The sequence below is a fragment of the Arsenophonus sp. PmNCSU2021_1 genome (assembly GCF_036919435.1).
Lineage (GTDB): Bacteria > Pseudomonadota > Gammaproteobacteria > Enterobacterales > Enterobacteriaceae > Arsenophonus > Arsenophonus nilaparvatae.
In genome coordinates, this window is sequence record NZ_JAZHPL010000004.1 from 492,169 (window position 1) to 516,334 (window position 24,166).

Annotated in this window: 26 protein-coding genes and 4 pseudogenes; 26 read left to right on the top strand and 4 right to left on the bottom strand. The window is 41.7% G+C overall.

Annotation, left to right across the window (positions count from 1 at the left end; all coding sequences use genetic code 11):
- The first annotated feature begins 70 nt into the window (after positions 1–70).
- Positions 71–1,147 carry a tail fiber protein gene (locus tag V3224_RS07185; RefSeq protein ID WP_334469541.1) on the top strand — a complete coding sequence of 359 codons (1,077 nt, stop codon included), beginning with the start codon at positions 71–73 and terminating at the stop codon, positions 1,145–1,147.
- A gap of 10 nt (positions 1,148–1,157) precedes the next feature.
- Here the strand turns inward: V3224_RS07185 and V3224_RS07190 are convergent, their stop codons facing one another.
- On the bottom strand, positions 1,158–1,817 hold the full coding sequence (locus V3224_RS07190; protein ID WP_334469543.1) for a gp53-like domain-containing protein: 660 nt from the start codon (positions 1,815–1,817) through the stop codon (positions 1,158–1,160).
- A gap of 89 nt (positions 1,818–1,906) precedes the next feature.
- Here V3224_RS07190 and V3224_RS07195 point away from each other — a divergent pair, with 89 nt between their 5' ends.
- The 5 genes from V3224_RS07195 (at position 1,907) to V3224_RS07215 (ending at position 5,721) form a co-directional block, all read left to right on the top strand.
- On the top strand, positions 1,907–2,497 hold the full coding sequence (locus tag V3224_RS07195) for a recombinase family protein (RefSeq protein ID WP_334469545.1): 591 nt from the start codon (positions 1,907–1,909) through the stop codon (positions 2,495–2,497).
- A gap of 198 nt (positions 2,498–2,695) precedes the next feature.
- Complete coding sequence (gene istA / locus V3224_RS07200; protein WP_334469547.1) at positions 2,696–3,577, top strand: IS21 family transposase; 882 nt, start codon at positions 2,696–2,698, stop codon at positions 3,575–3,577.
- A gap of 342 nt (positions 3,578–3,919) precedes the next feature.
- Positions 3,920–4,681: an IS21-like element helper ATPase IstB gene (gene istB / locus V3224_RS07205; RefSeq protein WP_334469549.1), complete on the top strand. Its 762-nt coding sequence runs from the start codon at positions 3,920–3,922 to the stop codon at positions 4,679–4,681.
- A gap of 66 nt (positions 4,682–4,747) precedes the next feature.
- Positions 4,748–5,398: a phage tail tube protein gene (locus V3224_RS07210; protein WP_334469550.1), complete on the top strand. Its 651-nt coding sequence runs from the start codon at positions 4,748–4,750 to the stop codon at positions 5,396–5,398.
- 14 nt (positions 5,399–5,412) lie between these two features.
- On the top strand, positions 5,413–5,721 hold the full coding sequence (locus V3224_RS07215) for a phage tail assembly chaperone (protein WP_334469551.1): 309 nt from the start codon (positions 5,413–5,415) through the stop codon (positions 5,719–5,721).
- Here V3224_RS07215 and V3224_RS07220 read toward each other — a convergent pair.
- Positions 5,704–6,678 (bottom strand): IS701 family transposase, encoded by a 975-nt coding sequence (locus V3224_RS07220; protein WP_334469553.1) that lies wholly within the window; start codon positions 6,676–6,678, stop codon positions 5,704–5,706. The genes V3224_RS07215 and V3224_RS07220 overlap by 18 nt on opposite strands.
- 133 nt (positions 6,679–6,811) lie before the next feature.
- Between V3224_RS07220 and V3224_RS07225 the strand changes: the two genes are divergently transcribed.
- The 5 genes from V3224_RS07225 to V3224_RS07245 all read left to right on the top strand — a co-directional run bounded on the left by V3224_RS07225 (position 6,812) and on the right by V3224_RS07245 (position 11,151).
- Positions 6,812–7,084 carry a DUF1799 domain-containing protein gene (locus V3224_RS07225; protein WP_334469555.1) on the top strand — a complete coding sequence of 91 codons (273 nt, stop codon included), beginning with the start codon at positions 6,812–6,814 and terminating at the stop codon, positions 7,082–7,084.
- A 54-nt stretch (positions 7,085–7,138) separates the two neighbouring features.
- On the top strand, positions 7,139–7,396 hold the full coding sequence (locus V3224_RS07230) for a hypothetical protein (protein ID WP_334469556.1): 258 nt from the start codon (positions 7,139–7,141) through the stop codon (positions 7,394–7,396).
- 5 nt (positions 7,397–7,401) lie between these two features.
- The gene (locus tag V3224_RS07235) at positions 7,402–10,008 is read left to right on the top strand and encodes a phage tail tape measure protein (RefSeq protein ID WP_334469558.1); all 2,607 of its coding nucleotides are present in this window, start codon (positions 7,402–7,404) and stop codon (positions 10,006–10,008) included.
- 104 nt (positions 10,009–10,112) lie between these two features.
- On the top strand, positions 10,113–10,790 hold the full coding sequence (locus V3224_RS07240) for an Ail/Lom family outer membrane beta-barrel protein (protein WP_334469560.1): 678 nt from the start codon (positions 10,113–10,115) through the stop codon (positions 10,788–10,790).
- A gap of 67 nt (positions 10,791–10,857) precedes the next feature.
- Positions 10,858–11,151, top strand: a complete 294-nt coding sequence (locus V3224_RS07245; protein ID WP_334469562.1) for a hypothetical protein — start codon at positions 10,858–10,860, stop codon at positions 11,149–11,151.
- A gap of 110 nt (positions 11,152–11,261) precedes the next feature.
- Here V3224_RS07245 and V3224_RS29825 read toward each other — a convergent pair whose 3' ends face one another.
- The gene (locus tag V3224_RS29825; protein WP_442890000.1) at positions 11,262–11,525 is read right to left on the bottom strand and encodes an Arc family DNA-binding protein; all 264 of its coding nucleotides are present in this window, start codon (positions 11,523–11,525) and stop codon (positions 11,262–11,264) included.
- Between the two features lie 125 nt (positions 11,526–11,650).
- Between V3224_RS29825 and V3224_RS07255 the strand changes: the two genes are divergently transcribed.
- From V3224_RS07255 to V3224_RS07290, 8 genes and pseudogenes are all read left to right on the top strand, one after another.
- Positions 11,651–11,824: an Arc family DNA-binding protein gene (locus tag V3224_RS07255; RefSeq protein WP_310509930.1), complete on the top strand. Its 174-nt coding sequence runs from the start codon at positions 11,651–11,653 to the stop codon at positions 11,822–11,824.
- Positions 11,814–12,650 (top strand): phage antirepressor KilAC domain-containing protein, encoded by an 837-nt coding sequence (locus tag V3224_RS07260; RefSeq protein ID WP_334469564.1) that lies wholly within the window; start codon positions 11,814–11,816, stop codon positions 12,648–12,650. Before V3224_RS07255 ends, V3224_RS07260 begins: the two co-directional genes overlap by 11 nt.
- A pseudogene (locus V3224_RS07265) lies at positions 12,647–13,000 on the top strand (phage antirepressor N-terminal domain-containing protein); the annotation flags it as partial. The gene V3224_RS07260 and the pseudogene V3224_RS07265, both read left to right, overlap by 4 nt.
- 287 nt (positions 13,001–13,287) lie before the next feature.
- Complete coding sequence (locus V3224_RS07270; RefSeq protein ID WP_334469566.1) at positions 13,288–13,629, top strand: phage tail protein; 342 nt, start codon at positions 13,288–13,290, stop codon at positions 13,627–13,629.
- Positions 13,626–14,367: pseudogene (locus V3224_RS07275) on the top strand (phage minor tail protein L). Before V3224_RS07270 ends, V3224_RS07275 begins: the two are co-directional and overlap by 4 nt.
- A complete protein-coding gene (locus V3224_RS07280) occupies positions 14,364–15,077 on the top strand; it encodes a C40 family peptidase (RefSeq protein WP_334469568.1) in 714 nt (237 codons plus the stop codon). The pseudogene V3224_RS07275 and the gene V3224_RS07280 overlap by 4 nt, the downstream one beginning before the upstream one ends.
- A complete protein-coding gene (locus V3224_RS07285) occupies positions 15,074–15,682 on the top strand; it encodes a tail assembly protein (protein WP_334469570.1) in 609 nt (202 codons plus the stop codon). The genes V3224_RS07280 and V3224_RS07285 overlap by 4 nt, the downstream gene beginning before the upstream one ends.
- 51 nt (positions 15,683–15,733) lie before the next feature.
- Positions 15,734–17,113, top strand: a pseudogene (locus tag V3224_RS07290) (host specificity protein J); the annotation flags it as partial.
- Between the two features lie 28 nt (positions 17,114–17,141).
- On the opposite strand, the gene V3224_RS07295 reads toward V3224_RS07290, so the two are convergent.
- Positions 17,142–18,014, bottom strand: a complete 873-nt coding sequence (locus V3224_RS07295; protein WP_334469571.1) for an IS982 family transposase — start codon at positions 18,012–18,014, stop codon at positions 17,142–17,144.
- Between the two features lie 207 nt (positions 18,015–18,221).
- On the opposite strand from V3224_RS07295, the gene V3224_RS07300 reads away from it, so the two are divergent.
- From V3224_RS07300 to V3224_RS07330, 7 genes and pseudogenes are all read left to right on the top strand, one after another.
- Positions 18,222–18,398, top strand: a complete 177-nt coding sequence (locus V3224_RS07300; RefSeq protein WP_334469573.1) for a hypothetical protein — start codon at positions 18,222–18,224, stop codon at positions 18,396–18,398.
- A gap of 59 nt (positions 18,399–18,457) precedes the next feature.
- Positions 18,458–19,933, top strand: a complete 1,476-nt coding sequence (locus V3224_RS07305; protein ID WP_334469575.1) for a phage tail tip fiber protein — start codon at positions 18,458–18,460, stop codon at positions 19,931–19,933.
- Positions 19,930–20,961, top strand: coding sequence for a hypothetical protein (locus V3224_RS07310; RefSeq protein ID WP_334469577.1), 1,032 nt, complete (start codon positions 19,930–19,932; stop codon positions 20,959–20,961). The genes V3224_RS07305 and V3224_RS07310 overlap by 4 nt, the downstream gene beginning before the upstream one ends.
- Before the next feature lie 35 nt (positions 20,962–20,996).
- Positions 20,997–21,578 (top strand): hypothetical protein, encoded by a 582-nt coding sequence (locus V3224_RS07315; RefSeq protein ID WP_334469579.1) that lies wholly within the window; start codon positions 20,997–20,999, stop codon positions 21,576–21,578.
- 182 nt (positions 21,579–21,760) lie between these two features.
- The gene (locus V3224_RS07320) at positions 21,761–22,474 is read left to right on the top strand and encodes a phage tail fiber protein (RefSeq protein ID WP_334469581.1); all 714 of its coding nucleotides are present in this window, start codon (positions 21,761–21,763) and stop codon (positions 22,472–22,474) included.
- Between the two features lie 300 nt (positions 22,475–22,774).
- Positions 22,775–23,605, top strand: a complete 831-nt coding sequence (locus tag V3224_RS07325; RefSeq protein WP_334469583.1) for a YadA-like family protein — start codon at positions 22,775–22,777, stop codon at positions 23,603–23,605.
- Positions 23,606–23,726: 121 nt separating this feature from the next.
- A pseudogene (locus V3224_RS07330) lies at positions 23,727–24,160 on the top strand (IS701 family transposase); the annotation flags it as partial.
- Positions 24,161–24,166 lie beyond the last annotated feature (6 nt).

Here is a 24,166-nt window from a genome sequence, read left to right on the forward strand (position 1 = left end):
ACACGAAAAAAGACTACACTGTGACCAACAATCCACCCATGATGGAATAAGCACGATGGAGAAAAAAGACATGAGCTATTTAAAAGAACAGGCCGAATGGGCGGACGGTATCTACCAGATAGAGACCTCCGACCCGGTATTGGGTGGGCCAGACGGTATTACCAACCGGCCCGCGCGTGAACTGGCGAATCGCACCGCCTGGTTAAAGCAGCAATTAAAAGCGGCGGAAGCGGCGTTAAGGGCGCATACACGCTCCCGAAACCACCCGGATGCGAGCGTAAGTGAAAAAGGTTTTGTCAAGCTCAGCAATGCCAATCAGAGCAGCAGTGAAACGGAAGCCGCAACCCCCAAAGCGGTAAAAATTGTCAATGACAGGCTGAATGCGGTGGTCGACCATGCGCCTTCCGATTTAGATACGTTGAACAAGCTGGCCCAGGCCATCAGTAATAACCCGAAATTTGCCGAAAGCGTGACCCAACTTCTGAGCCAAAAGTTGGCAAAAAATGAGAATGGGGCCGACATCCCAGACAAGAATCTTTTTCTAGAAAACCTTGGTTTGTTAGAAACGGTAAATCTGGCTAAAAATGCCACACCCAATCAGCGTAAAATTAACGGCAAAACTCTCACTCAGGATGTGCAGCTAACTGCCACAGATGTTCATGCTGTTACACCCGAAGTATTGCGTGTCGAAATCCCGGTAGGTATTCCCCTGCCTTGGCCTGCTGAAAGAGCGCCGACCGGTTGGTTTATCTGCAACGGTGAGCCATTCGATAAGAAAAAATACCCGCTTTTAGCACTCGCCTATCCATCAGGAAAACTCCCTGATTTACGTGGTGAGTTTATTCGTGGCTGGGATGCTGGGCGAGGCGTGAATCCTAGGCGTAAGGTTTTATCGTCTGAAACTGCATCACTCGAGAGCCACGCTCATGGTTATCGGGACAGGTATTATGTTGAAGATGATGGTCCACTAGGCCACGCAAACAATAAAGAAAAAATGCCTGTAGGGTATAATGCAGATACAGGTTCACGTGCTACGGATGGAGATAATGATTCTTTTCTATTCATTGACAAAACAACGTCTAATGCAGGCGGTAGCGAAACCCGCCCGCGAAATGTCGCGTTTAACTACATTGTCAGGGCGGCCTGATAATGTTGAGTTAGTAGCAAACCAGCTCCCATGTTCTCGGCGCTTTAATCCCTGTTCTGGTATAATCTGCACTGATAATTAACGATTTTCCGACTATTTCGACATAAGTACCTAAATTGCCCTCGGGAGCAATACCTTTGTATTTTACCGTCGCGTTTGCCGAGAAAATGGCATGAGGGACGGGACAAGGTAAAGATACCGTATAAATCTGTCCGGCATTGAGTGGTGGTGTGATGCCCCATTGTCTGATAAGGCCGCTGTCACCACATTTCCACCATCCATTCGTAGCGAGGTGAGCTGTATTTTTTGCTCCTCGATTGTTAATCTGCATATTAAGCCAGCTGCTTAACGCCCCGCCCCAAATAGGGCCAGTTACATCACCATTTTCTTGATAAACCGCGGTTCTGCCGCCCCATGAGATATGCAAATTGCTATGAGTATTGATGGTTCCATCAATTTCTACACTCTTTAACCAATGCAATCGATCATTATTCCAGGAAGCTACTTTTGCATTATTAGCATAAAATGCCACGTTGCCATCGCCATTAGCCCGTAATCCTGAATCGTTATCGCCGATATGCACAGATTGGGTCACATGGAGGTTGCCATTGACGCTACCACCCGTTCGTTTATCCAGTGCATTTTTTGCACAATCTACCGTTTCTAACAAACCAAGGTTTTATTAAATAGAGAATTTAGCTAATATTTTGCCCAAAACCAGCAATGACAAGGCTTTCAGAGGGAGAATAAGAGGCTAAAATGGCAAAAATAGGCTATATGAGGGTGTCAAAAAATGACCAAAACACCGATTTACAGCGAAAATCACTCATTTGTACAAATTGTGAGCAGATTTTTGAGGATAAAATCAGCGGAAAAACAGACCAGAGACCCGGATTAAAACGCGCGCTAAATGCACTGAAATCGGGTGACACCTTAGTCGTCTGGAAGCTGGATAGACTGGGTCGCAGCATTAAACATTTGATTACTTTAATATCCAAACTGGAAGATGAAGGTATTCATTTTCATAGTTTGACGGATGCCATTGATACCTCTACGTCCGCTGGCCGTTTTTTCTTTCATGTGATGAGTGCGTTGGCACAGATGGAGCGAGAACTGATTGTTGAGCGTACTAAGGCAGGTTTGGCAGCGGCAAGAAGTAGGGGGCGTATTGGCGGCAGACCTCAGTCGCTATCTTTTGCACAGCAACAGGAAGCTCAAAAATTATTGGCGAATGGTCATAGCAGAAAACAGCTTGCATTACTGTATGGGATTTCATTGACCAGCATCTACAAATATTGTCCCGCTGATCGTGCCACTCAAACAGACCAAAGTGCCTCCGATGAAAAATGACAGTGTAATTTCGTTGCACTGATGGAAACAAAAGTAGCCTGCCATTTATCGCACGTTTTGGCTTCAAATATCGCACGCCGCATCACCAATAACGAGGTTTTATCATGGCATGTCACCGATCATGCAAAACTGATCCACTAACGATCATCTAAAACTGATCCACTTGGTATTATTCGCACATTTTTGTACGGATAATTTATGTTAACCAAGGAGATATTTGTGGATATTCATGTTCGCTTTGCACAAGGACAAAGCCTTCGAAAAATTGCCCGTGAATTGGGCATATCCCGTAACACCGTAAAACATCATTTACAACAACAGACAATGCCAACTTATGCTAAAAGAAGTCAACAACCGACTAAATTAGCACCCTTTAAACCTTATTTGCTTCAGCGAATTGAACTGGCTAAACCTGATTGGATCCCTGCAACAGTCTTATTTGATGAAGTAGTTGAAAGCGGCTATCAAGGCGGTATTGCTCAATTACGCCGATTTGTTTGTCAATTTAAACCAAGCATTGTTCCCGAAGCTGTCGTCCGTTTTGAAACACAGCCAGGTCAACAAATGCAAATCGACTTCACCAGCATCCGGCGAGGTAAAAAATCACTAAAAGCGTTTGGTGCAACGCTAGGCTATTCGCGTGCGAGTTATGTAAAGTTCTTTGATAATGAACGAGCAGAATCCTGGCAACAAGGTTTACGAGAAGCTTTCGACTATTTTGGTGGTGTACCACAGGAAATATTGTGTGATAACGCAAAATCCCTCATCATCGAACGGGATGCTTATGCAGAAGGTGAACATAAATTACATGTCGAAATGCTTCAAATGTCGAAAGATTACGGGTTTAAATTGTGTGCTTGCAAGCCCTACAGGGCAAAAACTAAAGGGAAAGTAGAGCGCTTTAACCTCTATTTAAAAAACAGCTTTATCGTACCATTAAATACCGACCTTCGTGCTCATAATCTTGAACTGGATATTGAGATAGCTAATGCAAGAGTGGGGCCCTGGTTACAACGCGTTGCCCATCAGCGGATTCATGGAACAACGTCACGAGTTTCGCACAGGCCTATAAAATTCTAGAAATGGCTTAAAAGTAATGATTAATCTGCAAGTTACTGAAATGCATAAATTCACTTAATTTACAATAAGTTATATTTAATTTATAAGGTTTTATCTATTTACATATTATGCTGAATTAAACTTAAAAATAGAGCGTTTTTTTATTGGTGCGAAACTCGTGAACGTTAGAGAAGCCAGCAGATAGACTAGCTAAGGAAGTTAAGTATCTTCTACCCTTACCAGCAAGGGTTTGCCAATCTATCCCGCAGACTGATACGCTTAATATCCGTATCGTACCGCCCCTTGAATCTGTCAGTTTGCAACACTCAATCAGCGTATACGAAGCATTGCTGGGAGGTGAACATGTTATTGCATGAACAAATTGAACACCTGTGTGAGTCATTGAAATTAAATTCTATTCCGACTCATTGGTCATCACTTGCCGAACAATGCATTGCCCAAGACAAAAGCTACGGAGAGTTTTTACTGTGCCTATTAAAATGTGAGCAACAACAACGAGATGAACGAACCCGTAATCTTTTGAGTCGGATGGCAGGATTCCCAGCACATAAAGAACTTAATACGTTCGATTTTAAGTTTGCAACGGGGATCCCCAAACAACACATACAGGAATTAAGCGCATTAACGTTTATTGAACGTAATGAAAATGTCGTGTTGCTTGGCCCAAGCGGTGTAGGCAAAACGCATTTAGCTATTGGGTTAGGATTAAAAGCAGTACAGGCCAAGAAGAAAACCCGCTTTACCACGGCAGCTGAACTGATGTTGCAACTCTCAACTGCCAAACGACAAAATAAGCTCAAACAATATCTATCACGTTCGGTGATGGCCCTGAAATTGTTGATTATCGATGAGATTGGATACCTGCCGTTTGGGCGAGAAGAAGCAAACCTGTTTTTCAATGTGATTGCCAAGCGTTATGAGCATGGCAGTGTCATATTGACGAGTAACTTATCATTTGGGCAATGGCCAAATGCTTTTGCTGATGACGCAACATTAACTGCCGCTATGCTTGATCGTTTACTTCATCATTCGCATGTACTGCAATTAAGCGGTGAAAGCTATCGATTGAAAGATAAGCGGCGCTCAGGAGCAATGACTGAGTAAAAGTGGATCAATTTTGATTGATCGGATTTAGCTAAAAAGTGGATCAGTTTTCGGTGATCGTTGACAATGGCATACAATATTTCTAATGGTTCGCGTGTTTATGTTGCCAATAAATATGCGGATGAGATAACAATGACGGCGGCTACCAATGCGGTAGAGGCGGTATTAACTGTCAACGCGATTGGCAGTATTAAAGCGGGCGATATCGTCCAAATTGATTGTGGCTGGAAGAAAATGTCAGGCGCTTTTAAAGTGAAAGAAGCAGCTGATACCCGTATTACACTGGCATCAATCGATACCACCGATAAAACCGTTTTTCCTGATGGTGGGGCTAAAGGGAGTTTAAAGAAAGTGGAAGCATGGGAAGCAATGCCGCAAGTCATGACTTTATCAACGGAAGGGGGTGAGCAACAAACGCAGGAAATTCAATTTTTGGAAGATGAGCAGGCAGAAACGGTTGATACCTTTAAAAATGGCATCACGCAGGTTTATACCTTTGCACATGATGCGAAATCACCCATCCGTAAGTTATTGATGAAACTCGATGACAACAAGCAAATAACCACGATGCGTTTTTTCAATAAACGTGCCAGCGAGGATCGTTATTTTACCGCTTCGGTCTCTTTCCAGCGCGTGCCCAATACCGCCATCAATGAAGTTGAAAACGTGGTAGCCCGTTTCTCACTTAAATCTGATATGCAAATCTATACGGTATAGTTTAAGGATGCAGCATGGCAAAATTTACCCTGATACCCAAGCCAACGTTTAAAGCCAATGTCCTCATTCCGGTGGCAGGCAAAAAAGAGCCAGAGGTGGTCACTTTCACCTTTAATCATAAAGCCATGAGTGAACTGGAAACCATGCGAGAGATGCCGATTGATGAATTTTATCGGCAGATTATTGCTGACTGGGCAATTGAAGCGCCTTATCACGCTGATAACTTAAAGTTGCTATTTGACAACTATCCCTCAGCTGCCAGCGCCATTAGTACAACGTATTATAGCCACGAGTTTCGCACAAAACTAATTTGGGTACGCTAATAAAACACGGATTTGCTCAGTAATAGCACTTTTGATTACGTCCCAATTTTGTTGATAAAGGGTTATTTTTTCAGATATACGACGTTTATGTTGTTCAAACCACGCAGAAATAGCGAGAAAAATATGATTTCTTTGCGCTCGGCTCGTGCGAGCCTGACAGCGTTCAATACCACAGTTTTGTTTAACTTCTCGATGATAAACTTCAACAGACCAACGGGCATCCATGATAGATTTGACGTATTGACGGGTGGGATTCTCTTTGTTTGTTACTATATAATCAATACGGCCGTTTTTGGCTGTAAATTTGAAAACGGTTACCCAACCATATCCTCGCAAGTGTATTGACGTTCCTTCTTCTGAGATGTCTAACTTGTTCAGTTGTTTGTTATGGTTAACAATCCTATTTTTCCTCAGCGTGGTTACCCAGATCCAACCATGAGAGCGAATTGATTTCAGGTTATCCAGGCTAGAATACCAAGCATCCATCACTACGGCTTCTGGCATGATCCCTCTTTTTTTAGCAAGAGTGAGCATTTCGGAAAAGTGCGTGTTTTTTGTTTGTCCATCAGAATCTTTATCATAAATACGATAATTGATAGGAATTGATTCAACCTTCGTCAGATCATGCCAAAGCAAATTAACTAAACCTATGCCAGCAATAACCTCATGTTCATTACCTGAATATTGATAATGGACCATCTCTATTTTTTTACTACGTGTTTTGGCAATCAATGTATCATCGGCAATTAGTACGCAAGGGCTTTTTTTGTCTATAGAAGGTTCAACTAATCGCCATAGGTCTTTAGGTCTAAAACATCTACTTTTTAGCCATCGGCTAACAGTGTCATGAGATAAAGGCGATGGGCTTACTTCTGATAACGCTAAACCAGAGTATCTTAAACTGCTTACTTGTAAGAATGTTTTATAGATATCTTTAATACATGGATAACCCGACAAAATATGAACACCCTGATTTTTTCTTGTTTTTAAATTTATACTTCTTTTTTGGAGATTGCGAAACTTGTGATAGCGAACTATTAGGCCAACGCGAAAAAAACTCCTAGCGGTCGTTGAGGCCATGTATGGCGGCATGACCGAGACCGATATCCGCAACTTTGAAGCCGCCTTTGGTTTTAGGCCGGAAGACAGCGAGGTTGAAGTCTGGCCAGATGTCTGGGCGGCTTATCTTACCTTTAATGCGCTGCGTACTCAGTGGCGAATGGGGGTGAATGGGCCAACAGCGCTGGATTATAGTGTACTGCCACAGGTTATTGATTTATTAAACCTGAACAGTGATAAGACGACTTTGTTTAATGATATACGGGTGATGGAAGCGAAAGCCTTAGCGATAATGCACCAATAAGGCGGATATTTTTATCACAGGCTTTAAATTTTTTGTTGTTTGAAGGAAAATATAATGACTGATATCGCCACGATTTCATTAAAAGTCAACACGGCGGATTTGGAAAGAGGTGAACAGAAGTTAAAATCCTTTCAGGGAACAGCGGAAAAGGTTGAAAAGGCTTCATCAAATCTGGAGGGCGGATTAAAAAAAGTCAGCTTGGCCTCATTAAGACATGCCGAAAGCTCGCCGCTTCACATCAAAAAGGTTTACTCCCCCTTGACCAGTTTGTTGATTACAACACGATACTGGAGGAATCGAGAGATAAACTAAGTCGGATGAATTTGGCACTGACCGCAGAAGGGAGAGCGCTACTTGCACAGGAAGAAACTTCAAAGCGAGCGAAGTTAGCCGCGGATAATTTTCTAAACACATTAAAACAGCAATCAGACACGATAGGCAAGACGCGAACTGAAATTCTTGAACTGAAAGCGGCGCAGATGGGCATTTCGCAACAAGCAGCGCCGATGATTGCCAAAGTAAAAGCACAAGAAAAAGCGTTTATGAATGGCGCGGTAACGATGGGGCAATATCGTCATGCAATGCGTATGTTACCGATGCAAATGACCGATGTGGTGACTTCATTGGCTTCTGGTATGCCCGCCTGGATGGTATTCGTTCAGCAAGGTGGACAGATAAAAGATTCGTTTGGCGGTGTGGGTAATGCCTTTAAAGCAATAGGCTCAATATTAACCCCTACCCGATTGTTGATGGGGGGATTGGCAGGTGTTACGGCAGCGGTTGCCATCGCCGCTTATAAAGGCTCTCAGGAATTTAGTGAATTTAACAAACATCTTATTTTAACGGGTGGTTATGCAGGTAAAACGGCGGGGCAACTTGACAGGTTGGCCAAACAGCTGTCAGGAAATGGCATCACACAAGGGGGAATGGCGGATGTAATCACTAAAGTTGTGGGGTCGGGTTCATTTTCTGGCAATGAAATTGATAATATTGCCAATGTCGCTGCCAGAATGGAAAAATTGGTGGGTCAATCTGTTGATGAAACAATAAAACAGTTCCAACGCATCAAAGATGACCCAGTTAAAGCGATTAACGAACTTGACAAAAGCCTGCATTTTCTGACAGCAACACAATTAGCGCAAATATTGACATTAGAGGAACACGGAAGAAAGCACGAAGCCGCTAAAGTTGCCATGGAAGCCTATGCGACTGCAACGAAGAATAGAACCCAGCAGGTAAAAGCGAATTTAGGTTATCTTGAGTCAGCCTGGGCAGCGGTTAACGATAAAGCAAGACTCGCCTGGGATAGCATGTTAGATATTGGTCGTGAACACACATTAGACCAGAAGATACGCGAATATGAAGAAAAATTAGTCGCATTCCAGGTAAATCCGGGTGCAAGATTAAATTATTATCATGCCTCAGGAAAAACAGAGACAGATATAAGGCGTGAACTTGATTTACTGAAAGAGAAAAAATATCAACAGGATATTGAAAATCAGAGAAAGCAAGCGGTTGTAAGGGCTCAAGAGGCAGAAAAAGCACGGTTCAGGGTTGACGAGGCGCTTAAACGCAAATATGAAAATGCGGAAGAAAAGCATCAAAGTGAGCTTGAAAGAATAAGAAATTCAGGCGGTTCAAAATCCGTAGTCGATGAAGCAATAAGGCGTGAAAATGCCCGTTATGCGAAAGAAAAATCAAGTCCAGATTCAAAAGCTGATACATACCGCCCGTCTTTAGGCACCCGTTGGGAAGAGGAAGCGCAAGCCAGAAACAGAGCACTACAGTCAGAACTACGAACGTTACAGGATGAAAGTCAATATGTTGGGATTATCAGCCAGCAACGTCGAGAACTTTTTAAAACAGAAAACCAGTTAGCCATTCTTGAAGAGGCCAAAAGTGGCACACACCAACGCCGACTGAGTGAAGATGAGCAATCGTTATTATTAAAAAAAGAGGCGATTCTCTCTGAGAAGCGTGAAGCTGCAGAGATAGGCGATAAAATTGAGAAACAAAAACAACTCAATGCCTTGCGGTTATCGAATGATGGATTGCAAGAAGAAATCAGACTTAGGCTGGAGAGTATTGGCAAAACTGAGATTCAAATAGCTAAAGAGCAAGCGCTAAAGAAATATCGTGAAGAAATGGCGCGTAAAGGGATTGAACAAGAAAATCCTGAGTATGGACGAGGCCTAACGCTCATTGATGAGAAGTACAAAAATGAGGAGTCATTGCGGAAAAACTGGGAAGCCGGGATTAAGCGAGGATTTACAAATTTCGAACAACAAGCGACTGATGCTTATGGCAATGTCGCCAATGTTACCCAATTTGCTTTTGAGGGAATGAGTCAATCACTGACTGATTTTTTGGTAACAGGTAAGGCTAATTTTGCTGATTTCACAAAATCATTACTTGAGATGATTGTGAAGATAATGACGCAAATGGCCATTTTAAAGGCGATGAAAGGGGCTTTTGGCGGGCAAACAGGCGGAATTGGAGGCGCGATTGCCAGTATTTTTGGTTTCTCATCAGGCGGTTATGTGGGCGTTGGAGGTAAATATGACCCGAAAGGTATCGTTCACGGTGGCGAGTTTGTATTTACCAAAGAAGCGACTCAACGGTTAGGTATTGCTAACCTGTATCGTCTAATGGATGGAACCAAGCGGGGCTATGCGTCTGGTGGATATGTGGGCACGTCTTCAACGCCCATGTACGGTATGCAGCCCATAGCAAGCGGTATCAATGTCAATTTAGGCGGTATCCATGTTGATGGTCAACCGCAGCAATCCAGCCCTTCCAATGTCAATATGCGCGCAGCTGAACAATCCTTAATCCAGAAAATTAAATCGGTTTTAGTGGCAGAGAGTCGCGACGGTGGTGATTTGCATAAAATTATCAAGACAGTCAATGGGCGGGGTTATTAATCCGATGAGTGTATTTTCTATGCAGCAATTAGCTTCTTTTGATATAGTTACCTATGAATAAAATTAATGGTTAGCTAGATGATGGTTAAATTAAAGGAAAAACAATGAAAAAAACGTTATTGTTTTTAATCCCCCTATTATTTTCTGGCGCAGTAATGGCAAAAGCCGGTGAGAGTACGCTTTCTTTTGGGTATTTGAATGTAAAGTCTAATGAGGTTAAAGACCAAGTTAATCTGTTAAGAGAAAATGCAAGGAAAGCGGGTGATGAAATGAATAATCACTTTGGCAAATCGGCAACGCTTTCCTTAGATAGTTATCATGATTTAGGGGGCGCTTTTATGCGTTACCGGTATGAAATCGATGACGAATGGGGTGTAATCGGTTCAATTACCTATTCTACCAAAGATTATAATGCCACTGCAAAGGCGGATAAAAATAATAAAAAAGATAGAATACATGCTACAGGTAAAGTATCCGGTGATTATGTTTCTTTGATGGTGGGTCCCACTTATCGGGTTAATGACTCTGTCAGCCTTTATGGACTAATCGGTGGCGCCTATAAGAAAGCTTCTTATGAATCAAGCTCACAAGAGTTCAGAGATAATAAATTAGTTAATAGCGCTAAATATTCAAATTCAGATAACAAAACACAGTTAGCCTATGGGGTTGGTATGCAAGTCAACTTCTGGCAAGGGGCAACTTTAGACGTGGGCTATGAACGTTCAGGCAGTGGCGAATGGAAAACTGACGCATTCACGGTTGGTTTAGGATATAAGTTTTAAGTTGTGAGAGTGTAAAATAAACTGTGTAAATGGCATTTTGATAAAAAACTTTTTATAGGATAACAAAATGCCTATCAGTAACGAATTGATTGATGAACTACTCAAAGATTGTCATGCTCCACAAGACCTATTGGGTGAAAGTGGGAAACTCTCCTTCCGTCATAGCACTACTACATCTTTCTGTGGATTTCCAGATACCAGTGAAAACGGTCAGAAGATTTTCCCAGGTTTCAGCATCCCCATCCCCATCCCCATTTCCATATGCACGGATAGTGATCCTGATTCGGTATCCATCCTTATTGCCAGTCGCCAAATTGATGAAGTGAGTAGACGCAAGTTGGATATCGACGAGTCCATTTAGGAAGTCGGGCATGTATACTTGCAGGTAAAGCGAAAGCATTCTAATTAGCCATGTAATACTTGCTGTATTAGAACTGACAGCATGATCCCTAAATAAAAACGACTACGTAATTACTTTGAATGTTTATTCTGTTTTATTAAAATTGATTTTAATTCTTTAATTTCAGTTAATAAATCCGTTGTGATCTTTGGTATTCCAGAATTTGTACAATTGACCTCCTTATTTCTATTTATAGCTTCCTGAAGAATCATAACTATTTCTGTGTTCATGGAGCGCCCATTTTGTTCAGCAATCTCAGCTATCGCTTCTCTCATTCCAGCAGGCATCCTAATGTTAAATCTATCCATTTCTTGGCTTGGGTATTTCTTTGACATGATAGTACCTCAAAATTTTATTAAATTAATGATAGCACCAACTTGACATATTTATAAATGATGATAAATTGGAGCTAGTGCCAAGTTGGATTTTATGCCGGTTTGGTTTTATATGGAGATAGTACATGAGTAATGAATTACATAGCCAAATAAGAAATAGTCGATTTACTTTAAATCTACCTATACGAATGCGTAAGGAGTTAGAAGAGAAAGCGGAAATGGATTTTATATCCTTAAATTCTGCAATTATTATGCGATTAGCCAAATGCTTACGTGAGGAGCGTGATGATGTTAAATAAAAGCAAAACCCCAACTGCGGGAACAGTTAGGGTTTCAAATGAGTTAACCATTTACAGCGAGATTAACAACATGAATACTTTAGCAGTTACAACACAAAATGTCACTATGTCGAGCAGTGAGATTGCTGAATTAACGGGTAAGAAAAAAGCTGATGTCCATGTTGATATCTGGAATATGCTATTTCAACTTTATTCTATTTCGAAAGATGACGGATTTTTCCATCATGTTAAAAATCAATCAGTTACTATCAAAGAAGGGATTTATGTCACCTTTGATGTTCGGGGTTATGTTTCTGAATTTAGTCTTGATCGTTATCATTCAGAGGTTTTAGTAACTGGCTATGATGTTAAGCGTCGTGCTGCGGTAATTAAACGTTGGTTCTGCCTTGAAACTAATCAGGTAAAACCGATTGTTGATCCTATGATTGCATTAAATGATCCGGCTGTCATGAGAGGCTTGTTGCTAAATTATAGTGAAAAAATCCTTGAGCGTGACCATCAAATAGCAGTAATGAAGCCCGATGTAGAAGCATTAGAACGCCTCGCTAAATCCGATGGTGCTATGTGTGTGACTGATGCCGCTAAACAATTACAAATACGTCCTAAAGCCCTGTTTGATTTCTTGAGTGGGAATAAATGGATTTATAGACGCTTGGGCAGTCCCTGGATTGGTTATCAGGACAAGATTCAACAAGGATTGATTGAGCATAAAGTGACAACCATTACCCGCACTGATGGCGTTAATGAAACTAAAACACAAGTTCGTATCACACCTAAAGGGATTGCTAAATTGGCAAAACTGTTAAGCGTGGAGGGGGCAGCATGAGTAACGCCATTTCTACAATTAATGTCTCATTCTATGGTGATGATTTGTACGTGGTGAATTACAACAATGAACCCTATGTACCCATGAAGCCAGTAGTTGAGGGCATGGGGCTGGACTGGAAAAGTCAGTTTCACAAGATTAAATCTAGATTTTCAAAAGGTATGGTGGAAATCACCATACCTACAAAAGGGGGTCAGCAATCCATGATTTGCCTTGCTCTTCGTAAACTTGCAGGCTGGCTATCGACTATTAGTCCGAATAAAGTGAAAGCAGAAATCAGGGATAAAGTTGTCCGTTATCATGATGAGTGTGATGATGTGCTCTATGAGTATTGGACGACCGGAGAAGTCAGGAAAAAAGAAGATAAATTATCGGTGCTTAATCGCTTTTCAGGCGAAAGTGGTAGAATTTTAATCACGATAAAAGATAACAGAGTTCATCATGCTAGTGAAATATCAGCAGATGAGTATGTATTATCGCTGGATTCTTTTATGGAGCTGGCTCACCGAGCAGGGTATCTGATTATCCGCAAGGATAAATTATTGTCACTGTCTAATGAATGGTAATACGTAATACATTAATTAACGTGTAATTTACAGGCCACTCTTCAGGTGGCCTTTTTTATGGAGTCAAGTTAATGGATGAATTTAAATGGCGAACCCAGATTCAAGACAGCCCGACTGGCGAGTTCAGGTATCGAATCAAAGAAGTGGAATTTGGTGATGGTTACAAGCAGGTATCCGCCGATGGGATCCATCCCGAATCGCAATCCTGGCCTTTTTCTTATTTAGGCAAAAAGGCCGAAGTGATGCCTATCTTTGATTTTATTCGCCAACACACCGTTAAATCATTTATCTGGATGCCCCCGTTTGGTGTCAAGGGAGTGTATCGGGTCAAAGCCGATTCAATCAAGATGACGCCGGTTGCGCGTGATGTCATGAAAATATCAGCCACGTTTGAGGAGGCTTTTTCGGCATGATAATCCATTCAGATGTACAAAAATTAGAACCCGGTGAAAAAATCCAGTTGGTGGAAGTCGATGGCAGTGCTTTTGGTGGTCCGGTTTTGCGTTTTCATGCTTACAATCTTCGTTACACCCCCGAAGAAATTGAAAAGGCAGAAGATAAATTAAAGCCGAAGCCTATCTGGTGGCAAGGTAACGAATATGGCGCATGGCCTTATGAAATTTCGGGTTTATCAAAAAGTAGTGAGGGCAGCCAAGCCAGACCGATTCTTAAAGTGGGGAACATTGATAGTCTGATATCATCACTGTGCCTGGAATTTGATGATATGGTTCAGGCAAAAGTAACCATTTATGAGACCTTTTCGCACTATCTGGATAGCAAATTTTCCTGATGATAATCCCACCGTAAATCCGGATGAATGCTTTAAACAGGTATTTTATGTTGACCGCAAAAGTCATGAGGAAGCGGGGGGAATTATTCAATTTGAACTGGCTTGCCCGTTTGATTTACAAGGCGTTATGTTGCCAGTGCGTCAAATTCATCATCTCTGTTACTGGTGCATGCGGGGTGGGTATCGTTCAGGCAATGGGTGTGCCTATAATGGCCAACGCTATTTTGACGAGAAAGGCAATCCGGTTAATGACCCCGCCTTAGATGTTTGTGGCGGCCTAATGAGCGATTGTAAAAAGCGATTTGGTGAAAATGCACCCTTGGATTTTGGCGGATTTCCTGCGGCAGGGTTAATACGATGATAACAAAAAGTCTTACCGAAGCAATATTTAATCACGTTAAAACGGCATTTCCGCAAGAAGCCTGCGGGGTTATTTGCCAAAAGAGCCGTGTAAAACGCTATTTTCCTTGCCGTAATCTTGCTTTAAATCCGACTGAATATTTTGAACTATCACCCGAAGACTATGCCAATGCGGAAGACTGGGGAACGCCTGTTGCTATCGTCCACTCACATTGTGGCGACGGCGTGACAACACACCCAAGTGAAATAGATAATCTGCAATGCGATGCCAGTGAATTACCGTGGATAATTGTGTCGTGGCTCGAGGGGGATTTGCGTATTATTCAACCAAGAGGGGAGCGTGAATTAACGGGAAGAGCGTTTGTTTTGGGTTACGCCGATTGCTGGACTCTGATTGTTGATTATTTTCGTCAAGAACACGGTATTACATTGAATAATTATAGTGTCACTTATCCATGGTGGGAGCAAGGTGAAAACCGTTACATGGAGAATTTCACCAAAGAAGGTTTCGTTGAAATTAATGACACACCAAAAGTAAGTGATGTGGTCATTATGCAGGTTCAGGCTGATGTCGCCAATCATGCGGGTGTTTTGTTGGATAAAGGTATGCTGTTGCATCATCTGTACGGGCAATTAAGCCGTGTCACGCCCTACAGTGATTACTGGCGCCACCGCACCGTCAAGATTGTCAGAAGGAAAGAATGGGCATGAGTGAACTAAAAACGGTTAGGCTGTATGGAAAACTGGGCGCAAAATATGGACGCGTCCATCAACTGGCCATTAGCTCCCCAAGAGAAGCCATTAAAGCGTTATGTGTGCTTTACTCAGGCTTTGAGCGTTATCTGGCGGATGCGCATTTGAGAGGCGTAGAGTTTGCGGTCTTCAAGGGAAAGCGGAATATAGGCGAAGATGAATTTCACCTGAACACAAAAGAGGATATTCGAATAGCGCCGATAATTAAGGGCAGCAAACCAGGTGGCTTCTTTCAGACGATGTTAGGGGTGGCCATGATAGGAGCAGCAATGATGCTGGGACCTGCTGGGTGGGCAGCGTTTGGGGCAGGCGGGTTTATGGGTGGTGCTTTAGCGTTAGGCGGTGCGTCAATGGCATTAGGCGGTATAGCGCAAATGTTGTCACCGCAGCCGCCTGGGGCTTCCGTTCGTCAGGACGCCGATAATAAACCGTCTTATGCGTTTGGCGGTGCGGTGAATACGACAGCGCAAGGTAATCCGGTGCCGTTATTGTATACCTTGGATAGAAAAGAGATAGGTGGGGCAATCATATCCGCGGGGATTTACACCGAAGACCAACGATAACATTCATTATGGACATTGAGTCGCTGAGGCGACTTTTTTTATGGGTGAAATATGACAAGTCTTATTTTTGGGGCTAAAGGCGGTGATGGCGGTGGACATAAACCCGTAGAGTCTCCTGATAGTTTGCTATCGGAATCAACCGCAAAATTACTCTTTGCTATTTCTGAAGGAGAAATTGCCGGGGGGTTAGATGCTACCCGTATTTTTCTAGATGGTACGCCTATCGGTAATGCTGACGGCAGTAAAAACGTTGAGGGCGTGACGTGGGAGTTTCGTCCGGGCAGTGAGCAACAGGCATACATCAAAGGTATTCCGTCAGTTGACAATGAAATTAGCATCAGCAGGGAGTTAAAAGATGAACAGCCGTATATCAGGTCGATAAATAATATCCAGCTATCCGCTATTCGGTTACGTTTTTCGGTACCACAACTTCTTGAACAACATGATAATGGTGATACCTCCGGTTACCGCATCGATTATGCCATTGACCTGTCAGCGGATGGGCGTGGCTACAAGGAAGTGTTGCATGCTGCCTTTGATGGGGAAACAACCAGTGAATATCAGCGCACACACCGTATCGATTTGCCTGCTGCCAAAACCGGCTGGCAATTGCGTGTTCGTCGTTTCACCCCTAACAAAAATACGGCGCGAATTGCCGATAAAGTGGTTGTTGCCGCCATTACTGAGGTGATTGACGCAAAATTAAGATATCCTAATACCGCTTTATTGTTTATCACCTTTGATGCAAGACAATTTAATAATCGCATCCCTAAAGTCAGTTTGCGCCCCAAAGGTGGTTTGCTGGTAAAAGTACCCGCAAACTATGACCCTGTAAACCGAACTTATTCGGGCGTCTGGAATGGCACCTTCAAGTTGGCCGCGACGAACAATCCCGCCTGGATTTTTTATGACCTGGTTTTGAATAACCGTTACGGTTGTGGAGAGCGGATTAATAGCACACAGATAGATAAGTGGGATTTATACCAGATAGCCCAGTATTGCGATGAAAACGTTCCTGACGGTCAGGGTGGTTCAGGTAAAGAGCCTCGTTTTTTATGTGATATTTATATTCAGTCTCAGGAATCGGCTTATCAGGTATTGCGTGATATTGCGGGCATTTTTAGAGGCATGACTTTTTGGGCGGATAATTCTGTCAAAGCGGTGGCTGATATGCCCTCGGATGTCTTTCGGATTTTCACGCAAGCGAATATCGTCGATGGAAAGGTGACATATTCAGGCGGTAGTCAGCAAAACCGTTATACGCAGGTGCTGGTTTCCTATTCGGATGCCGATAATCACAGTCATGATGGGATTGAGGCGGTCTCTGATAGCAAACTGCAGCGCCGTTATGGTGTGCGTAAAACGGATATTTCGGCGATGGGTTGCACTCGGCAATCAGAAGCAAACCGACGTGGACGCTGGATATTATTAAACCTGAGTTCGGGATAAGCATTATCAATTATACTTGAAGATACGTACCTGCAACAGGTATCTTTGGTTTAGATGGCATTAAACAATATGCAACCAGTCCGCCTAATAAATTCACTACAAAGTTAGCCGGAGAGCGATGTCGCGTATGCTCTATTTGACAAAGATTTTTTAACTCATCAAATACCGTTTCAATGACAGAACGATGACGCAAGATGGCTTTGTCGAAACAAGTCTGTTTAATAGGCTTCATTTTCTTCTTGATATTCGTTATAAGGCTAATTCCCATCGTTTTGAGTTGCTGTTTCAGTGAAGCCGATAAATACCCTTTATCTGCGTACAAACAACCAGAAAGATCCTTTGTCAGCTCAGGCAATGGTTTCCGATCATCGGTGTTTCCTGGTGTGAGTCGAAAACTGAGTATTTCCCCCAAATGATTGATAATTACATGAAGCTTGAAACCAAAGAACCAACCTGCTGAATTTTTTCCCCGTTCAGCTATCCCATTGAAGACTTTATGTCTGCGGATCCGTAAGTTATCACACACCGCTATCGGAGTAGAATCGGCAACCGATAGCCCCGTGCATTTTCCCTTAATTGACTCAAACAGTGCCGTTAACGCTAAGGCACTACGCGGAAGTAACTCTACACAGCGTGAATAGGATGGCAAGTTAGGAAATTCCTTCCGGAGATATAAGCGGACATAATAGAGATAAAATACCTTGAATTGCCTGAATCGGAGTTGATGAAACAACACAACCAGTGTCATCATTTCCGCCAACGAAAGCTGAGTAGACCGTCTACGACGCTTAGTACCGTTAGTCAGCAAATATTCATGCATTTTTGGCTCGAAGTCTTTGCAAAAATCATCCATCAGGCAATAAAGTTCAGTAAGATTTTCCATAATTGTTTAACAATGCTCTACTCTTTAACCAGACTGTTAGAGTATTTTAACAAAACAGGCTCATTCAACTATTTGAATATCAAGACTTTCTCTTTATTTCTTATCCCGAACTCAGGTTATTAACGAATGCTTATGACAGGACGATTACCTTTTCAACAGGGCTTGAAGGGGCTATTCCAACGCCTGGACAGATTATAGGGGTAGCGGATGCAAATCTTGCAGGGCGAATTATTGGTGGCAGGATTTCATCTGTTGATGAGAGAAAAATTACGCTCGACAGGCAGGCAGATGTTAAATCGGGTGACAGACTTATCATTAACTTACCCGATGGAAAATCAGAAGCAAGAACCGTCCAGACGGTTAACGACAATATTATCACTGTAACAGCCCGTTATTCTCAACCGATTGAAAAAAATGCGGTTTGGACAGTAGATGCCAATGACTTGGCGATTCAGCTTTATCGCGTAATTAGCCTTCAGGACAACGCCGATAATACATATACCCTCACGGGGACTTTCCATAATCCAGATAAATATGCGCATGTTGATTCGGGCGTCAGGATTGATAAAAGACCGATTACTGTTATCCCCCCTGGTGTCCAATTACCCCCGAAGAACGTACATATCTCTGCTTATACCCAAATCAGTCAAGGGATTGCTGTTACAACGTTAAGCGCTGACTGGGATGCCACAGAAAATGCGATTGCCTATGAGGCGCAATGGCGAAGAGGAAATAATAACTGGGTAAGTATACCTCGAACATCTACATCCAGTTTTGAAGTTCAAGGGATATATGCCGGACGTTATCAGGTAAGGGTAAGAGCCATAAACTCATCGGATATCTCATCAATCTGGGCGAATGCGCCTGAGACAATACTGAAAGGTAAGGAAGGCGAACCCCCTACACCTGTTAACTTCAGAGCTTCCACGTTGGTGTTTGGGATTAAGTTAGACTGGGGATTCAACGAAAATACGGAAGATACGTTAAAAACAGAGATTCAGTACAGCGAAACGAATGACGGTGAAGGCTTGATGTTACTGGCTGATATCCCTTATCCGTCAAAAAGCCATGAAATGTCAGGGTTGGCCGCAGGGACAGTCTTTTATTTTCGCGCAAGACTCGTTGATAAATCCGGTAACCCGTCACCGTGGACAGAATTTGTGCGGGGTGAGTCAGAATTCGATGCCAGCAGTATCATTGATGAAATTGATAAAAAAATTAACGATACGGAAGCGATTAAGCAGCTAAAGAAAGGGATAGACAGTAGCACAGAAGCGATACTGGAAAACGCGAAGGGACTTAACGGCAATACGCAGTATTTCATGCGTCAAAATGGCAAGATTAAGGCGGAAATTGTCAGGGTTGACAATTATGTGGTAACCGAGACTAAAGCCTTGGCTGAATCTATCCATCAGGTCAGAGCGACAGCAGATAAGTCCTGGGCAGCCGCGCAAAACTCGCTACAAGCCAAATATGACATGAAAAAGGGTGAGGCTTCTGCAACCTGGACATCGTTAGTCAAGATTGTTTATGACGGCGTCTCTTATGATGCAGGCATGGTGATTGGTGCTGAGCTTAAAAACGGTAAAGTCAGCACACAAATTGGCTTTAGCGCCCAAACATTCATCGTATACAATCCGGCTAATGGCAAGATGGAGCCGGTTTTTGCCATCAAAAACGGTCAGGTAATTTTTAATGATGCGCTAATAAGTAAGGCAACCATTGAAAATGTAATAGTCGGAATGGATTTAAAGTCTAAAAATTATATTCCCGGACAACAAGGAACACGTATAGATATGGTTAACGGTAATTTTGAAGTTAACGGCGTATCCTCTAATTATCGGACAAGACTAACAAACAAAGGTTTTTATGTATATTTAGGCAATACTCCGATTATAGAAATTGGAGAATTTATATGATTGGCTTAAGAATAACAAATCCAGATGGTTCTTTTTTTTATTTTAATGAAAATACAACACCAGCGACAAATATATGGACAAAAGCTGTTGACGTTAGAAGAGGTAGTTGGACCTGCCCCAACCCAATACCGCAAGGTTATAAATTTGTTATTTCTCGCGGAGGAGCACTTGCTAGTGTAAGATTTGTGCAGCATGGTAACGCTATGGTTGCCGCAGGGACAGAAACACTAGTATCTTATTCTGAGTCTAATCGTTTAGTGACAGTACGTAATTTACACGGGGTGGGGACTGAACCTATCCAAATTATAGCTTATCCAGACTACAATAAAATACCTCTTGTAGGAAGCGCGGGGTTGAAGATACTAGGTAGCGCTATTTTTCTAAGTTCACTGCCGATAACTGGTTATTCATACGCTTTTCACAAGAAGATTATGATTATTGATGGAGTTTTTAATCCTGTAGAATTAGGAGCTGGTTTAACACCAGATAATGCCATTTATTTTTTTTATTCTACCGATGTAAAAAATTATATTGGCAGAGAGCCTATCAGGGATGGGGGTGGAAGTGTAAAAAGTTTGAGGATATCAAACATAAGACGTAATTCACATAGCTTGGCAAAATCTAAATATTATGTAATTGCTTTTAGGGCAGCTAAATCTGGCGAACTAGAGACCAAGGGGTGTGGACTAAAATTGCGTAATATTGATGGTAATGTGACATTTAATTCTCAGTTTAATGTTATGACAAAACCTGTTTTAGTACCAAGTAGTGAATTTGCGGTTGGAAAAGGAAAAACAATTCCAGGAATAAAAAGGCCGATGTACACCCCTCAACGGGTTGGAGATTATTTTTGGCATACGGATGGCGGTTATCTAGATTATCTAAATGTCTGTCGATACAGTGCAACAAGTTTAGGTCTTTCTCGTTACAGATATTTTTATAATTCAGCATATATTGGTGAAACGACAACCGCCTTGTTATCTTTCCCAGTATTAGTATTGGATGCAGAAGATTACTTTAAATTCTAATTAAAACCCTTCTTTTATTTATAACGGAAATAAAAATGATTTATTCAGATGGCACAATTACAATAGTGTCAGGCTCTTCTATTGTCAAAGGCACAGGCACAAAATGGAATAGCAATAATCCACTAGTATCACCTGGCATGTTAATGCTGATTAAAAATGGTGATGTGAATTATCCGTACATGATATTGGCAGTTAATAGCAACACGGAATTAGTCCTTGCTGAAGAAGCAACATTTTCAGCTACCGACACAACATACACGATTAATCTCACCAAGCCCAATAATAATTCTGATGCAGCAAGAGCACTTGTTGCAGCCAACACTTACATTATCTATTTTCTGCAAAACATGAACACATGGATGACTGAAAATGGTGTGGTTGAAATCACGTTACCGAGTGGTAAAACAGTTAAGTTAGCGTCGATTAAAGCACTGCAAGAGCTAGTAGAAAGCAAAGCAGATGCTAGTAGCATTGAAGAGATAAAAACTGCACTAGAAAGTAAAGCTGATACAAAAACTGTTGAAGACATAAGTGAAACGGTGACCGGTAAGTTTGATAAGGACACGAGTTTCGCACCAATAAAAAAACGCTCTATTTTTAAGTTTAATTCAGCATAATATATAAATAGAAAAAATCTCATAAATTAAAAATAACTTATTGTAATTTAAGTAAATTTATACGTCTTAGCAAGTTACAGATTAATTATTGTTCTGAAGCCATTTCTAGAATTTTATATGCCCGTGCGAAACTCGTGAAGGAAAGCGTAGTTCAGGAAATCGGTAGCGCTACTGATAAAGTCATGAGTCAAAAAGCATCTACTGATATTCTTGCGAAAAAAGATTCAAATGAACAACTTAGAGCTGGAAAAATAAGTGCCTCACATTCTACCGGTGACTCAGTTATATGGTTAGGAGATCCTAAAGAGGGTTATGATTTAGTCTATGTACGTTCATCTAAACGTGGTTTTATACGTAATAATAGGCTTAGCGTAGCAACTTATTTTCCAGATAAAGATGGAACATTTGCTTTATTGTCAGACATTCCAAAAATGATAGCGGATGCTAACGGTTTTTTTAAAAGAGCCTCGCCGATAGTAAAAATCCATCCCGATGGTAGTTTTGAAACCAACGAAGAATCAGAAGGGGCAAGAGTCCAACGAACTGGAATTGGCAGCTATTTTATTTCCGGCGTCATGGGTTATAACGCTGATGGAGCATGGGGTGTGAATGGCGGAATATCAATCCCTAAAGATATTAATGGATTAGAACTTATCTACGTCAGAGACAAAATCTTATCCAATGGTGATATTGAGATTCAAACATTTCACCGACAACACACCCATTTGCCTAAAGATTTTCAAAATTGGCGAATTAAAGAAATTATTGACGGCAAACCAGTTTATTACGCTGACGGTGAGCAAGTTGATATTCCACCCTCGACATGGTTAGACGTGCGGGTGCAAATGCCCGTTGATTCAATTTGGGGTCAGCAGCAAAGATTGAAAGCGAAATAGCACTTCACAAAAATTTTTATCTGAAAATCGGATACATTGAACATCAAAAGACTTACCTTCTTACTCGAAAATTTCGTTAGTTGATTAAACCCTATCATGGGATAGCGGGTGTGGTAAACAACTTTTCACATTAAAAAATCGATCGAATCGATCAAAATAATTCATTTTATTTTTGTTTTGGATTCATGGAAAACTAAATACCCATGCGGCATTTAATTCTAAATGTCAGTTTTATTTAGTTAAATTAATCAAAAAATGGAGATAAAGTGAAGAAAAAAAACTATACTAGCCTGTGCGATTATGGGAATTCTGGCAAATGTTAACGCTGAAGAAGTTAAAACCAAGGGTGAGTTTTCATCAGTATTGGGTACAACAGCCGAAGCTTCAGCATTAGGTACAAAAGCTGAAGCTTCCGGACTCGCAAGCACTGCTATTGGTACGGAAAGTAAACCCACCGGTGAGTATTCATCAGCATTAGGTGCAAAAGCCGTAGCTTCCGGATACGCAAGCACTGCTATTGGTCAAGCAAGTAAAGCCACCTGTAAATTTTCATCAGCATTAGGTTCAAGAGCCGAAGCTTCCAGATATGCAAGCACTGCTATTGGTACGAGAAGTAAAGCGCAAAGAGAATATACAGAGAATCTAATTGATATGGTTAGAAATCAACTGAATGATCCCGATAAAAATGCATTAATTACAGAGCTCTCTGTTGGTTATATTGTTCAAGAGGATAAGAAAAGTGGCACTGCTGGTGTAAAAAAATTTAGTCAAATCACCCACGTTGCCCCGGGTACTGAAGACACCGATGTGGTTAATCTTTATCAAATGAATAGTGCAATAGAGAAGAAATTAAGCGATACACGGATAAATCATCTTGAGGATAAGTTATCGAAAACTAACACGAAAATTGAACGAGGACTCGCGACCTCTGCGGCGCTGACCGGACTTTTCCAGCCTTATGGGGTCGGTAAAGTGAATTTCACGGCAAGTATTGGGGGATATGGTGCTTCTCAGGCCCTGGCGGTTGGTACAGGCTACCGTATCACTGAAAATGCGGCCGTTAAAGCGGGGGTTGCTTATTCTGGGGGCAATCATGTGATGTATAACTCGTCATTTAATTTTGAGTGGTAATCCTGTTAAGTTTTACAATAGTCCCCAGAAAAACGCTGGGGACTTTTATCTTCACGAGTTTCGCAATCTCCAAAAAAGAAGTATAAATTTAAAAACAAGAAAAAATCAGGGTGTTCATATTTTGTCGGGTTATCCATGTATTAAAGATATCTATAAAACATTCTTACAAGTAAGCAGTTTAAGATACTCTGGTTTAGCGTTATCAGAAGTAAGCCCATCGCCTTTATCTCATGACACTGTTAGCCGATGGCTAAAAAGTAGATGTTTTAGACCTAAAGACCTATGGCGATTAGTTGAACCTTCTATAGACAAAAAAAGCCCTTGCGTACTAATTGCCGATGATACATTGATTGCCAAAACACGTAGTAAAAAAATAGAGATGGTCCATTATCAATATTCAGGTAATGAACATGAGGTTATTGCTGGCATAGGTTTAGTTAATTTGTTTTGGCATGATCTGACGAAGGTTGAATCAATTCCTATCAATTATCGTATTTATGATAAAGATTCTGATGGAAAAACAAAAAACACGCACTTTTCCGAAATGCTCACTCTTGCACG